The organism is Larkinella rosea, assembly GCF_003858635.1.
GTDB lineage: Bacteria > Bacteroidota > Bacteroidia > Cytophagales > Spirosomataceae > Larkinella > Larkinella rosea.
In genome coordinates this window covers 257,307-271,729 of the sequence record NZ_RQJO01000016.1, presented here as the reverse complement: position 1 = coordinate 271,729, position 14,423 = coordinate 257,307, and the positions used below count along the sequence as shown (strand labels likewise).

Below are 14,423 nucleotides of genomic sequence, written 5' to 3'. Positions count from 1 at the left end.
TGATAAATAGATATTAGCCGAATGGGTTTGAGGGTATTTTGAGTACTAAAATGTTGCTTTTCTTTGCTTAACCAACACCCAAATCCGTACTGTCTATGAAGGCTAAACTACTATGGTTTTTGTTTTTATTCTGTCACGCCTGGCTGGTTTATGCGCAGGATAAATCCATTTCAGGAACGGTGATGGCGAAAGAGGACAATTCGCCGTTACCGGGGGTATCGATCGTGATCGAAGGAACATTGAAGGGAACGCAAACCGATGCTGACGGAAAATTCACCCTGCAGGTGCCGTCCGGAGCGACGTTAGTGGCTTCTTTCGTCGGGTATCAGAAGTTTCGGGTGCCGGTTACGAGTCAGACGGTTTACACGATAACACTCGAAACCGAGGCCAAGACCTTGCAGGAACTGGTGGTGGTGGGCTACGGAGCGCAGAACCGCCGGACGGTATCCGGGGCAATTTCGACGGTAAGTGCCGACCAGATCAAAAACATTCCGAGCCCGAGTCCTGATCAGATTTTGCAGGGTCGGAGTCCGGGTGTTCAGGTCAGTGCCGGTTCGGGTGAGCCGGGAACCAGCGTGATGGTTCGGGTACGGGGAGCAACGTCCATCAACGCCAGTTCGGAACCGCTGTACGTCATCGACGGTGTTCCCATTGTTTCCCAGAATTTAGCACGTACCACGTTTGGCTCACCCACGAATCCGCTTTCGGATATCAATCCGTCCGACATCGAATCCATGGAAATCCTGAAAGATGCGTCGGCAACGGCCATCTACGGAGCGCGGGCCGCCAACGGGGTGATTCTGATTACGACGAAACGCGGAAAATCCGGTAAGCCGACAGTCGCGATTTCGTTCTACGGCGGCACTTCCTCCGCCTGGCGTAATCCCAACAAACTCCGCGTCGATGGGCCGACGTTTGAAAAACTGCAAAACGAAGCGGCCGCCAATAACTGGTCGGATACCTACGGTTCGGTAACGGCTCTCAACCCGTCGGGAGTAGCTTTTAAGGCGCCTTATGCCAATCCCGATGCGGCTATCAATACGAACTGGCTCGATCCAATCATGCAAAATGGCGGGCTGTATAACATCGATGCGTCGATTTCCGGTGGCAACGAAAAGGTGAAATACCTGGTTTCGGCCAATAATTTCCGGCAGGAAGGCTTGATCAAACCGACGCTCTTTAACCGGAAATCCTTCCGGGCCAACATCGACTTTGTCGCTTCCGACGTGTTGCGGTTTGGTACGAGCATCATGTATACCAACAGCCAGCGTAACCGGGTTCAGAACGGGAACAACACCAGTTCGGCGTTAGCCAATGCGTTCTTTTATCCGAGTAACATCCCGATTTATAACGCGGATGGTACCTACAACCGACCGGTTTGGGAAAGCCCGGTGGCCCTCGCCAATGAAACCGATTACCTCATGACGACGGATCGGATTATTGGTAACTTCTTTGCCGACTGGACGATTGCCAACGGCCTGATTTTCCGGACCAACTGGAGTATTGACAATAACTACATCAATGAAAACCAGTATTCCAACACCAACCTGGTGGCGGGTGCCGGTGACATTGGCGGTACGGCAACGAGCAGCGTGGTGCATGATTTTAACTGGATCAACGAAAACGTACTGACGTATCAGTTCCGACTGGCCGACAAACACAATTTCAACCTGTTGGCCGGAACCACGATTCAGAAAAACGTCAACAACTATTCGTCGGCGACCGGTAGCGGTTTTCCGAGCAACAGTTTCCGGACCATTGCTGCGGCTGCCGTTAAAAATTCCAACGCCGATCAGACGGCCTGGAGCATTGCGTCATTCTTCGGCCGGGTCAATTACGACTACGACAAGAAGTATTTGTTCACGGGTAACTTCCGGTACGATGGTTCGTCACGGTTTGGGGCTAACCATCGCTGGGGTTTCTTCCCGTCCGCTTCCGTCGGCTGGGTGATGTCGGAAGAAAACTTTATGAAAGGGTTTAAGGCCATCTCCGAATTTAAATGGCGGATGAGCTACGGGGTTACCGGGAACCAGGGCGGTATCGGCAACTTTGCTTCCCTCGGTTTGTGGGGTGGTCAGCGCGGTGGCCTGCGCGGTGGGGGAGGGCCCACACCGGGTTCGGGCGGATCGGCCGCTTACGTCAATTATCCGGGGTTCAACCCCATCCAGTTAGCGAACCCTGACCTGAAATGGGAAACCACCGCTCAGTTTAACATCGGGTTTGATATGGCGCTACTCAGCAACAAACTGCGCTTCACCTTCGATTACTACAACAAGCAGACGAAAGACATGCTGCTGGAAGTGCCCACACCCCGTTCGACCGGCTACAGCGTGCTGTTGCAGAACTACGGAGCGATGGAGAACAAGGGCTTTGAGCTAGGCATCAACGCGTCGCCCAATGTGGGGAATAAACTAACCTGGGACATCGCGTTCAACATTTCCCATAACAAGAACCTGGTGAAAAAACTGGCAGCCCCGATCAGCGCGTTCACCCGGGATTACATCCGGATTGAGGAAGGCTACCCACTGTTTTCGTTCTACGTGCATGAGCAGAAAGGGGTTGATCCGCAAACCGGTAACATCATCTGGCGGGCCGGTGAAGATGGCAAGTTCAACATCAACCGCGACCGGTTTATCATCGGTAAAAGTGCCTGGCCGGACTTTCAGGGCGGTTTGTCGAATACCCTCAAGTACGGAAACTTCGACCTGACGGCCTTTTTTCAATACAGCTACGGGAATTACGTCTTCAACTACAACCGCTATTTCTTCGAACACGGCGGGGAGCGGACCACGGGGTACAGTGCCCAGCAACTCGATCGCTGGCAAAAACCGGGTGATGTAACCGACATTCCGCGTATGGCCCGCGTCAATTACGACATCAACTACCGGCCCTCGCGGCACGTGGAAGATGCGTCATACCTGCGGTTGAAAAACCTGACGCTGGGTTACAATATCCCGAAAACGATCGCTTCCAAAATTGGGGCCGGAAACGTCCGGGTGTATGCTTCCGGTCAGAATGTGCTGACTTTTACCAAGTACACCGGTCTGGACCCGGAAGTATCGGTGAGTCCTTCCGAAACCGTTCAGGGGGTTGATCAGGGCGTTATGCCGCAGCCGCGTGTGTGGATGGGAGGGATCAATCTAACATTTTAATTCTCAGTATGATGAAGAAGATACTAACCGCTTTATTACTCATCGCCACGGCTTCGTCCTGCAACAGCATTCTGGAGATTGAGCCATTGGCCCAAATCAGTAGCAACCAGGCTTTTACTGACCTGAACAGCGCGCAGGGCGTTGTCAACGGGCTGTACAATAACCTGCAAATCGTTTACCAGTGGCGCGTTCAGGTCATCAGCGACGTAGCCTCGGACATGTCGCAGCAGATCGATACCTGGGACGCGCTCATCGCGGCCGATGAATTCAACTGGGGAGCCGATAATTCCGAAGTCGAGGATTTGTATACGACCCTCTACCGCTGCATCGACATTTCCAACAGCATCATTGCCTACGTGCCGGGCATGACCATTGCCCAGGCGGATAAAGATGACATGATGGGTCAGGCGTATTTTGTCCGGGGGCTCGCGTATTTTGACCTGGCCCGTTTCTGGGGCGGTGTTCCGAATGTCTATGGTACGGACGGTGCGGTCATCAAACTGACGCCTTCGGTCGGTATTTCGCAGGAAGATTACGCCAAGCGAAGTACGTTGCGCCAAACCTACGACCAGGCGGAAAAGGATCTGGTGGAAGCCCTTGCTAAACTCCCCGAAACCCGCGCGACGGCGGTTTTGTCCAAAGCCAAAGCGACCAAACCGGCCGCCCGAGCCTTGCTGGCCCGCTATTACCTCTACAACCAGCAGTGGGCCAACGCCGAGAAATACGCCACGGATGCCATTGCCAATAAGCCGCTGAACACGCCGTTCGAAACGATTTTCAAGACGAAAAACAGCGCCGAAACCTTGTTTGAACTCCAGTTCAACGAGAACGACGGGCAGGGTATTCGGCAGTGGTATTATCCGTCGAGCCAGAATGGTCGGGGCGGCACGGCTTTGCACGATGCCATGTATGCTGAAATGGTGGCCAATCCGGCGGATGTCCGGGGTACGCTGGTGGCCAAAAATACCACCGCGAACGTGTATTACCCCACCAAATGGAGTGCGGCTCAGAACGCCGACAATTTCCAGTTGCTTCGAATGTCCGAGCAATACCTGATCCGGGCCGAAGCGCGGGCGGAGCAAAACAACGTGACCGGTGCCGCCGATGATCTCAACGCCGTACGGACCCGGGCGGGCATTGCCAAAACGACCGCCAGCACCAAAGCCGATCTGATTACCGCCATCTTGCAGGAACGCAAACTGGAATTTGTGGGCGAAGGCCAACGCTGGTTCGATGTGATCCGGCGCGGACTGGGCATGACGGTTTTCTCCAATGTGCGCCGGTCGAAAGGAAGTTTGCCAAGCTATTCCATCAAGGTCGCGGGTCGGCAGGTGCTGCCTTTTCCGTCTGCCGAAGTTCGGACCAATACCAACATCCAGCAGAATGAAGTGTACCGTTAATCAGTTTGTTTTCAACTAGTTCCCAGTTACCTCGACAAAACCCGTTTCCGATTCACAGTAACTTATGAAACACTCGATTTCCTTATTCCTCTTGTGCTTTGTTGCCTGTACGGTGGCATTCGCACAAAACCGTACCCTTAAACTTGACGCCGACGTAACGACCAAAGACCAGGTTACGATCAAAGGCAAGGTGGTTCCGTATACGGCCACAGCTGGTAATCAGCCGGTTTGGGATGAAAACGGTAAACCGATTGCCTCCCTGTTTTACGTGTATTACGAACGTTCGGATGTGACCGACCGAACGACGCGGCCGCTGTTTATTTCGTTCAACGGGGGGCCTGGCGCGGCTTCCTGCTGGATGCATCTCGGCTATACCGGTCCGAAACGGGTTTTGGTGGATGACGAAGGGTATCCGGTTCAGCCGTACGGTTTTAAAGACAATCCAAACTCGATTCTGGACGTAGCTGACATTGTTTACGTGGAACCGGTCAACACCGGTTTTTCGCGGGCCATCAACGACTCGATTCCGAAGTCAAAATTCTTCGGGGTAACCGCGGATATCAAGTACCTGTCGGAGTGGATTGCGACTTTCGTGAATCGGAAAAACCGCTGGCCGTCACCGAAGTATCTGATCGGTGAAAGCTACGGAACCACGCGGGTTTCGGGACTGGCGCTCGAGCTGCAAAATGTACACTGGATGTACCTGAACGGCGTCATTCTGGTGTCGCCCACGGGTCTTGGTCTGGAACGGGAAGGCCCGGTTGCTGCCGGAAACGTGCTACCGTATTTTGCGGCAGCGGCCTGGTATCACAAAGTCTTGCCAAAAGATCTGCAATCGAAAGACCTGAATGCCGTTTTACCCGAAGTCGAGCAATTTACGGTGAATGAATTGATTCCGGCGCTGGCCCGGGGCGGTTTTCTGGATGCGGAAAAGAAAAAACAACTCGTTTCCAAAGTGGCCCGGTATTCGGGTTTGTCCGAAAAAGTGGTCGCCGAAAACAACCTGGCTATACCGACCTCCTATTTCTGGAAAGAACTGCTGCGGGACAAAGGCTACAACGTGGGCCGGCTGGATTCCCGCTACCTCGGTATCGATCGACAAACGGCGGGTGAACGACCCGATTACGCGGCTGAAAATACGTCGTGGCAGCACACCTTTACGCCCGCTATCAACACCTATTTACGCGAGCACCTCAAATACAAAACCGATCTGAAATACTACATCGCCGGGCAAACCCGCCCGTGGGATCGCGAAGGATTGAACGCGGATAATACCGGCGAAAACCTGCGGCAGGCCATGGCCCAGAATCCGTACCTGAACGTGATGATTCAGTCGGGTTATTACGACGGAGCGACGGATTATTTCAATGCGAAATACAACATGTGGCACATCGATCCGAGCGGCAAAATGAAAGATCGGCTGGATTGGAAAGGGTACCGGAGTGGTCACATGATGTATCTGCGTCAGGAAGATCTTGTTACGTCCAACGAAGATATCCGTCAGTTCATCATCAAAACCACGCCCAAACCGGGACAACCCGCCAAATACACGGAAGCGGGCGGCAGCCGCTAAGGATCCGGTCAGATGTCTCAACGGTTTGTACTCCATTACTTTTAACCTGTAAAGAAGTCCATGAAGCGAATTATAATTGCCTTAGTACTCGGAATCACCACGGCTTCGTTCACGCTGGCCCAACAACAACGACGGCCCGGAGCCGGTGGGCCGCCCAGTCCGGCCGCTGGCGCACCCGCTCCAACACCGGGCGGTGCAAACTATTCTCCAAAGCCCGGCCCCAACGACCTGAAGCTGTTGATGGATTCGACCATCACAACCTCCAATACCGTGACCATCAAGGGGGTAAAGGTTCCCTATACGGCCACCGTTGGTACGCAGCCGGTCTGGGACGAAAACGGCAAACCGATTGCCGGGGTGTTTTTTACCTATTACGAACGCTCGGATGTAAAAGATCGGGCGAGCCGTCCGCTGGTGATTTCGTTCAATGGTGGGCCGGGTACGGCGTCGGTCTGGATGCACATGGCCTATACCGGGCCTAAACTGCTGAACATCGACAGCGAAGGTTATCCGGTGCAACCGTACACGATCAAGGACAATCCGAACTCAATTCTGGATGTGGCCGACATCGTGTTCATCGACCCCGTCAATACCGGTTATTCCCGCCCGGCGAACAACAGCATTCCGAAGTCGAAATTCTTCGGCGTCAATGCCGACATCAAGTACCTGGCCGACTGGCTGAGTACGTTTGTCAGCCGGAAAAACCGCTGGTCGTCCGCCAAGTATCTGATTGGTGAAAGTTACGGAACGACACGGGTTTCGGGTTTGGCGCTGGAGTTGCAAAACGCCAACTGGATGTACATCAACGGCGTCATTCTGGTGTCGCCGACCAACCTCGGGATCGAACGCCGGGGACCGGTTTCGGCCGCCAACATGCTGCCGTATTATTCCGCGACAGCCTGGTACCACAAGGCGTTAAGCGCTGATTTGCAGAAGAAAGACCTGGTGGCCCTGCTACCGGAAGTTGAGAAATTCACCATCGACGAATTGATTCCAACCCTGACGATGGGCGGTTTTGTCGATCCGGCGAAGCGGAAGCAGGTGGCCACCAAATTTGCGATGTATTCCGGGCTGTCGGAAAAGGTGGTGCTGGAACACAACCTGAACATTCCGTCGTCTTTTTTCTGGAAGGAACTGTTGCGGGATCGCGGTTATACCGTGGGTCGGCTGGATTCGCGCTACCTGGGGATCGACAGCCAGGGCGCGGGCGAACGTCCGGAGTACGCGGCTGAGCTGACGTCATGGCTGCATTCGTTCACCCCGCCGATCAACTATTATTTCCGGCAGGTACTCGGCTACAAAACCGATCTGAAATACTACATGTTCGGTCCGGTACAACCGTGGTTGCGCACGGGTGAAAACGCCGACAATACCGGCGAAAACCTGCGGCAGGCAATGGCTCAGAATCCGTACCTGAATCTGCTGGTGCAGTCTGGCTACTACGACGGTGCCTGTGATTATTTCAACGCGCAATACAACATGTGGCAGATGGACCCCAGCGGGAAACTCAAAAACCGCATGGAATGGAAGGGCTATCGCAGTGGTCACATGATGTATTTGCGGCAGGAAGATCTGGTTTCGGCCAACGAAGACATCCGCAATTTTATTAAAAAATCGACGCCAAAAGCCGGGCAACCGGCTAAGTATACGATGGCTCCCTAAACCGCTCACGGCGGTTTGCAACCCCTGTTTCCCAACCCTCTGAAGGTACTGATTTCCTGGTTCTTCAGAGGGCTTTATTGAATTCCGGCTGAACGAGACGATACAGCAAGATGAAAAATTATTTACTGAAACTAGCCATCTGGGGGCTCGGCCTGCTGCTGACGTCGCGGGTCTACGGCCAGACAACGTTGTTGAAAGCCCTGGAGAAGTCTGAGGGCGACGGACCGTACGAGCAGCTTATTATTCGGTCGGCGATTCTGATTAACAGCACCTTATCGCCCCCACTCGGGCCGGTTGACATTGTTATCGAGAAAAACCGCATCACGAATATTGTCACCGTTGGCAATGAAGTGCAACCCATCGATCCGCAACGGCGGCCCAAACTCAAACCGGGCGGAAAAGAACTGAATGCCGCCGGGATGTACATCATGCCCGGTTTTATCGATACCCACGCCCACATTGGGTCGGGAAGCCGGGGAACCCCGTCTGAGTACGTGTTCAAGCTCTGGATGGCGCACGGGGTGACGACCATTGCCGAACCGGGGAGTATGAACGGCCTGGACTGGACGATCGACGCCCGGGAAAAGAGTAACAAAAATCAGATTACCGCCCCGCGCATCCGGGCGTATACGCGTTTCGGTTTAGGAAGTCCAACGCCCATCTCTACCCCCGAACAGGCCCGGCAATGGGTCCGGAACAATGCAAAACTAGGCGCCGACGGTATTAAGTTTTTCGGGGCTGCTCCGGACATCATGACGGCGGCACTCGATGAAAACAAGAAGATGGGATTGCGCTCGATGATGCACCATTCGCAGACGGATGTCGGCCGCTGGAACGTCATGAACAGCGCCCGGGCTGGTCTGAATTCACTGGAACACTGGTACGGTTTACCCGAAGCCCTGTTTGCCGACCGCACCGTGCAGAATTATTCGCTCGACTACAATTACACCAACGAGCAAGACCGGTTTGGCGAAGCGGGAACGCTGTGGAAACAGGCCGCTGCGCCTTTTACGGAGAAGTGGAACAAAGTAATGGACGAGTTGATTGCGTTGAAGTTTACGCTGTCGCCAACGCTGAACATTTACGAAGCCAATCGCGACCTGATGCGGGCTCGGCGGGCGGAGTGGCACGAAGAATACACGATGCCGAAAGTCTGGACGTTCTTTACGCCGAGCTGGAACGCGCACGGTTCGTACTGGCATTCGTGGGGAACGGAGCAGGAAATTCAGTGGAAAGAAAATTACCGGCTCTGGATGGCTTTTCTGAACGAATATAAAAACCGGGGCGGGCGGGTAACGACGGGCACCGACTCGGGTTTCATTTACGAAATCTACGGTTTTGCGTTTATCCGGGAAATGGAATTGCTGCGGGAAGCCGGTTTTCACCCGCTGGAAGTCATCAAAGCCGCGACGCTGAACGGAGCCGAATCGCTCGGGATTGACAAAGACCTGGGCAGTGTCGAAATCGGGAAGCTGGCTGATCTGGTGATTGTTGAGGAAAATCCACTGACGAACCTGCAGGTTCTGTACGGAACCGGCGCCATCAAACTGACAAAAGAAAACGAAGTGATTCGGGTCGGTGGCGTAAAATATACCGTCAAGGACGGCGTTGTCTACGACGCCAAAAAGCTGTTGTCCGACGTGAAGAAAATGGTCGCGGACGAAAAAGCCAAAACCGGTTTTATCATTACCCAGCCCGGTATGAAACCTCCTTCCAATTGAGGTGGTATATCACACTCCTCAAAGTACGTGATCGGTTGAAAACCACGTTTACTTTCACTCAGTTCGTCGGAGGTATCCTATGACAAGATCTGTTTAGGGTTAATTTTTAGAAAAATCAATTGAACTGGGTAGCCGCATCGAAATGGAGTTCTATATGCGTCAAGAAGTAAGTTCAAAAAGCCCTCAACATTCGTTTCTCGGAAGCCTTAATTTTGGATTTGGTGGTCTGTACCAAATTGAACCCGCTTTTAATAGTAGTCAAATTTTAGCATTGGCTCAAACCTGCCTAAAAAATCCCTCCAGTCAAATGTAGCAAGTCCACTTTTGGCTGACGACCATACTGTTCAGCTTACTGGAAAAGATTCCCAACAGAGTTTGAATTTTGTGGGATCGAATCATCAAATAGCAAACGAGTGGGGATCGTTTCCAGTAGTCTGAACAGGTTTAATGTTACGATCACTATTGCCCGGCTATTTATTCCAAAATCAATTCTTTCTTCAGAAAGGAGTTTGGGTACGTCGTCAGCCAAAGGGTCGGTTGGAGTGTGGTCAAAGTTCCGTCCGTTGAAAATAACGCTACCGTTAACGGCTGGTTCAGCAGGCGGTTTTTAAGCGGGAAATAGAAGGTCACATGTCCATCGACCGTATCGACGTGTTCCCAGTTGTTGTACGGAAATGACGGGCTCCGGTCGGTGGGAGCGATGACTTCATTTCCACTGCGGATGGCCGCGAACAGTCCCTCGGTTTTGTAGTTGCCCGGTACGGCCAGGGCCAGATAACTGCCCGAATCTGCTTCGGCAATTGAAAACGAATGCGCCCAGGCCAGCTTCGCTTCTTTCTCCTTTTCAAACAGATTGCTGGCTTTCCATGCGCTTGCGGGGAGTTTTCGATTTTTGTAAAATCCCTCAATTTCCCGAACAGACAACGGGGCATTTGCCATTTTTACGTACCGATATGGTCCGCCCACCGGAACCGTCAGGTATAAAGTGCTCCCGATTCGTTTCACCGTTGCCGACTGCCAGCGAACCAGATCATTGGAAAAAGCAACCGAACCGGGCTGGTAGTCAGCGGGAATCTGGCGGAGAACGAGCTGGTCGATGCGCGTTGGATGCTGCAAATCGATCCGCAGGGCGCCGGGCTGAATGACGCCTTTCGTGTAGGTACTGGCGTAGGCGTTAAAGGCCGTGCCAGTATCGCCATCAAAGGCGTAGCGATCCCACGATCCGGTTTGAACAAACGTCGGATCGTTGAAAAAAGCGTCGCGGGCGGCCTGGACTTCCGGATATTTCGTTTTCCCCGCACGGGCCAGACTGCGCACTTCCAGCGCATTGTTGTCGTTGGCAAAACACATCGTTTCGTAAACCGCCCGGTAGTTTGATGGCATTGGGATGGGCGAAAGCGTACCCGTTTTCCGGTGCGAAGCATCCTTCTGTAACTTTCCGGGAAACGTCACCTTCATCCCGGAATCGATAGCGTCAACGGTTTTTCCATCCAGCGTTGCTTTGGTGAACGCCCGGTTTCCTGTTTTAATCTGAACGGTATGCGTTGTCCCCGGTTGTCCGAGTAGCTGAATCACCAGCGGTTTGCCGGGCTGGTCATTGATCAATTTGTAGTCAATTCCGGAAATCGAAAAATCAGTATCTTCGGCGGTTATCATAAACAGGGCCGACCGAAACGGTTGAACCTCCACCGGCACCGATTTGCCGTACTCAAAAACGCCGATGACCTTCTCGGTCGGGTGAATCTGCTTGACCGTGAAACGCGGAGCCGGTCCCAAACCGATGGAGCTATCGCAATGCATAGACCGAATCTCGCTGGTCCAGCCCAGATTCCGCAACGTGATAAACCGGGTGGTAGCGTTTCCGCGGGAAACCGCCTTGTACCCGTAATCCGTTTCAGGCAACGCAATGGCCTCCGTCAGAATGGATCGGTATTGCCGGTGGAGGTTGTAAATGCGGGCCAGGGTCGGAAATTCGTCGTCGCGCAGCAGCCAGGGATTGCCGTAAATCTCGGGCGCCATGATCAGGCTGCGGTTGAATGCCTGCAAAATCAGGTCGTCTTCCCAGAAATCCAGTGCCGAGGAAAGGCAGATGCCGTGGTCTTCGGTCAGGCGCAGCAGGTTGGGCGGGTATCCGCGCTTCATGTTTCCCTGCCGGTGGTGAATGGCCGTTGCATCATTGAAATTATTGACGTCGATGTACGTTTCCTTGCCTTCCCACAAAAAGGTCGTCGTGTATTTTTTAGCCTCCTCACTCAGTGAAATGCGGTGATTCAACACGATCAGATCGGGCGAATACCGCCGGGCTTTTTGCATGGCTTCAATGAAGTACAGTTCTTTTTCGGGACGCAAATCGCTGCAACAGGCGTCCATTTTGAAAATTTTGAACCGGTAATCCCGGCAGAGATTCGCCAATAGGTCCACGCGCTGTTGGGCTTCTTCGGGGGTGTTGCCGTAACCGTCCGGACCAATCCACAAGCCCAGGCGCGTAGCGATGCTGTCGGCGCGTTGGGCAATGGTTTTGAACCCGTTGGGATACGCTTTTCGGAACCAGGGGGAGTTCAGATTGCCGTAGGCCATTTCTTTCGGTGTCGACGAACAGTTGGGCCCGTTGTCGAACACCCCGGCATCGAGCAGAAATACGTCGAGTTGCATGCCATATTGCCGTTTCATCCAGCCGAAGAAGCCGAGGTTTTTCAATGTTTTCTGCTCATTGGAGCCGTTCCAGTTTCGGTTGATCCAGTCGAAATACATCGCCATCGAAGGCGTTTTTTCATCGGCTCCGGGATAAACGGTTTTGTCGGTTTGAGCGTAAACGGACGTGAGTATAAAAAAAGCAAACAGGCAGCAAATCAGGCGCATCATGTTGAACAAGACTATCGAATGGAGTTATTTCTTTCGCAAGCGGACGACGTAACCGCCCCCCGGCGCCAGATGAACCGGCAGAACATCCTTTTTGGTGACGGTTTTTGTCGATAATTTATAATCGGAAGCGTAGCGATCGGCATTCACGCCATCTTCGCAAATGGCAGCTTCGTAGGTACCTTCACCCAGAAAATCAAGGGAAAGCGTCAGATCGCGGGCCGTGGAGTCGGTCATGGCACCCACGAACCAGTCCTGATTCTTTTTACGGGCCGTCATCAGGTAATCGCCCACGCGGGCGTCCAGCACCCGGGTCGTATCCCAGGTGGTCGGAATACTGCCCATCAGTTCCATAAAAGCCGGTTCGGCCAGGCCCTGCGACGGATTCCCGGAAAAAAACTGAATCGGACTTTCGTAGACGATGAACATCGCCAGTTGCTGACAGCGTGTGGTCATCGACATCACATTCTCACCGATGGGCCGGAAGGTTTTGGGGGTGGCATTCGCGAGCAATCCCGGTTCGTAATCCATCGGGCCACTGAGCATCCGGATAAAGGGCAGCAGCAGGTTGTGGTCGGGCGAGGGTTTGTTGCTCCAGATGTTGAACTCCGAACCCAGCACTGCTTCGCGGGCCACGGCGTGCGGGTAGGTTCGGTTAAAACCGGCCGGTTTATAGGCCCCGTGGAACATAATCATGAGCTTGTGCCGGGCGCAGGCTTCGGCGATTTTCTGAAACAAGCGAACGGTTTTCTGGTCGTCGCGGTCGAAGAAGTCGGTCATGATAAAATCCACGCCCCAACGGTTGAATTGCTCCAGGGCGGGTTCGAGCTGCCGTTCGAGCGTCATCCCCAAGGTCCACATGCTGACGCCGATGCCTTGCTTTTTGGCGTGGGCCATGATTTCATCCATGTTGATTTCGGGCCGGATTTTGAACAGATCCTGCGTGTCGCTCCAGCCCGCGTCCATCATAATCCGCTCGAATCCAAACCGTTTGGCGAAGTCGATGTAAAACTTGTAGGTTTCAGTATTGATGCCGCTCTTGAACGGCACGTTGAACAGGTTCGAGGAGATAATCCATTCGTCGGTCGCTTTGCCAGGTTTCACCCACGAAACATCGGCCACGCGGGAAGGCGACGCCAGCCGGTACACCAAATCATTGCCGGGTAAATCCCTGTCATGTGGAGCGACGATCAGGACGCGCCAGGGGAAGCTGCGGGTTCCGGCGGTTTTGGCGATGTAATCGGCTCGTCGGGTTACGTATTTTTGGGAATATTCACCTCCCGCGATGGCTTCGTCCAGCGGATAGGGAGCAAATTCGCCCTGCATGGTTTTAGAGCCGGTTCCGGTGAGAAACATGCCCGGATAATCTTCCAGATCGGATTCGGTCAGGGCAATTTTGGGTGCGGTCGTCGGCGCGACCAAAACCGGTGTAAAAAACAGGTTCCGGCTGCTCAGGCTGTCCAGCGGTTTGAAACTGTACACTTCCTCAAAACTGGTGTGGTACCGATCCTGGTCGGGTCGCTTGACGACTTCCGGAAAATACAGCCGGTGGTTTTCGGGAAACTGAAACCGGGCGGTTTCGTTTTTGACGGTAATACTGTCTTTAAATGCTGTAACGATCCGATAAGCCACGCCGTCGTTGTACGCCCGGAAAATCAGGCTGAACGAATTGCGAAGATCAACCGTAAGTTCCTGATAAACATCCGGTATAACCTTCCGTTTTTCCGGAACGGGCGAAACAATCTGACCCCGGTTTTGCCGGGTGGTAAACTTGGGTTTCCCGGCTCGGGCAGACAGCTTTTGACCATCCTGCAAAACCAGATCGATTTCGGAGGATGCAACGATCAGCCGGTTCTGGTAATAAACCCGGTAGGTGATGGCCGGGCCGAGACTAACCGAAACTTTCAGGGCCTGGTCGGGCGAACTAAGGTCTTGGGTAGTAACGGTTTGCGTGAAGCCGGGCAAGAAACTCAGTATTCCGAAAAGGCTAATCAAATACTGGTTTATACGAGTAGGTTTCATAATCAAGGAAGAAAAACCGCCTTAAGCCTGCCGC

7 protein-coding genes are annotated in these 14,423 nt (G+C 53.4%); 5 read left to right on the top strand and 2 right to left on the bottom strand.

Annotated elements, in window-relative coordinates:
- Positions 1–95: 95 nt before the first annotated feature.
- The 5 genes from EHT25_RS31075 (at position 96) to EHT25_RS31055 (ending at position 9,508) form a co-directional block, all read left to right on the top strand.
- Positions 96–3,152, top strand: a complete 3,057-nt coding sequence (locus tag EHT25_RS31075; RefSeq protein ID WP_124879350.1) for a SusC/RagA family TonB-linked outer membrane protein — start codon at positions 96–98, stop codon at positions 3,150–3,152.
- Between the two features lie 8 nt (positions 3,153–3,160).
- Positions 3,161–4,552 carry a RagB/SusD family nutrient uptake outer membrane protein gene (locus tag EHT25_RS31070; RefSeq protein WP_124879349.1) on the top strand — a complete coding sequence of 464 codons (1,392 nt, stop codon included), beginning with the start codon at positions 3,161–3,163 and terminating at the stop codon, positions 4,550–4,552.
- 64 nt (positions 4,553–4,616) lie between these two features.
- Positions 4,617–6,125 carry a S10 family peptidase gene (locus tag EHT25_RS31065; protein ID WP_124879348.1) on the top strand — a complete coding sequence of 503 codons (1,509 nt, stop codon included), beginning with the start codon at positions 4,617–4,619 and terminating at the stop codon, positions 6,123–6,125.
- A 60-nt stretch (positions 6,126–6,185) separates the two neighbouring features.
- The gene (locus EHT25_RS31060; protein WP_124879347.1) at positions 6,186–7,787 is read left to right on the top strand and encodes a S10 family peptidase; all 1,602 of its coding nucleotides are present in this window, start codon (positions 6,186–6,188) and stop codon (positions 7,785–7,787) included.
- A gap of 110 nt (positions 7,788–7,897) precedes the next feature.
- Positions 7,898–9,508 (top strand): amidohydrolase family protein, encoded by a 1,611-nt coding sequence (locus EHT25_RS31055; protein WP_124879346.1) that lies wholly within the window; start codon positions 7,898–7,900, stop codon positions 9,506–9,508.
- 474 nt (positions 9,509–9,982) lie between these two features.
- Here the strand turns inward: EHT25_RS31055 and EHT25_RS31050 are convergent, their stop codons facing one another.
- On the bottom strand, positions 9,983–12,370 hold the full coding sequence (locus tag EHT25_RS31050; protein WP_124879345.1) for a discoidin/SUN/FTP domain-containing protein: 2,388 nt from the start codon (positions 12,368–12,370) through the stop codon (positions 9,983–9,985).
- A gap of 24 nt (positions 12,371–12,394) precedes the next feature.
- Positions 12,395–14,389 carry a glycoside hydrolase family 97 protein gene (locus EHT25_RS31045; RefSeq protein ID WP_124879344.1) on the bottom strand — a complete coding sequence of 665 codons (1,995 nt, stop codon included), beginning with the start codon at positions 14,387–14,389 and terminating at the stop codon, positions 12,395–12,397.
- Positions 14,390–14,423: the final 34 nt, after the last annotated feature.

Excerpts from the sequence above, each read along its gene's own strand:
- EHT25_RS31050 (WP_124879345.1), bottom strand. The coding sequence starts at position 12,370 with ATGATGCGCCTGATTTGCTGCCTGTTTGCTTTTTTTATACTCACGTCC.
- EHT25_RS31075 (WP_124879350.1), top strand. The coding sequence starts at position 96 with ATGAAGGCTAAACTACTATGGTTTTTGTTTTTATTCTGTCACGCCTGG.
- EHT25_RS31060 (WP_124879347.1), top strand. The coding sequence starts at position 6,186 with ATGAAGCGAATTATAATTGCCTTAGTACTCGGAATCACCACGGCTTCG.
- EHT25_RS31045 (WP_124879344.1), bottom strand. The coding sequence starts at position 14,389 with ATGAAACCTACTCGTATAAACCAGTATTTGATTAGCCTTTTCGGAATA.
- EHT25_RS31070 (WP_124879349.1), top strand. The coding sequence starts at position 3,161 with ATGATGAAGAAGATACTAACCGCTTTATTACTCATCGCCACGGCTTCG.
- EHT25_RS31065 (WP_124879348.1), top strand. The coding sequence starts at position 4,617 with ATGAAACACTCGATTTCCTTATTCCTCTTGTGCTTTGTTGCCTGTACG.
- EHT25_RS31055 (WP_124879346.1), top strand. The coding sequence starts at position 7,898 with ATGAAAAATTATTTACTGAAACTAGCCATCTGGGGGCTCGGCCTGCTG.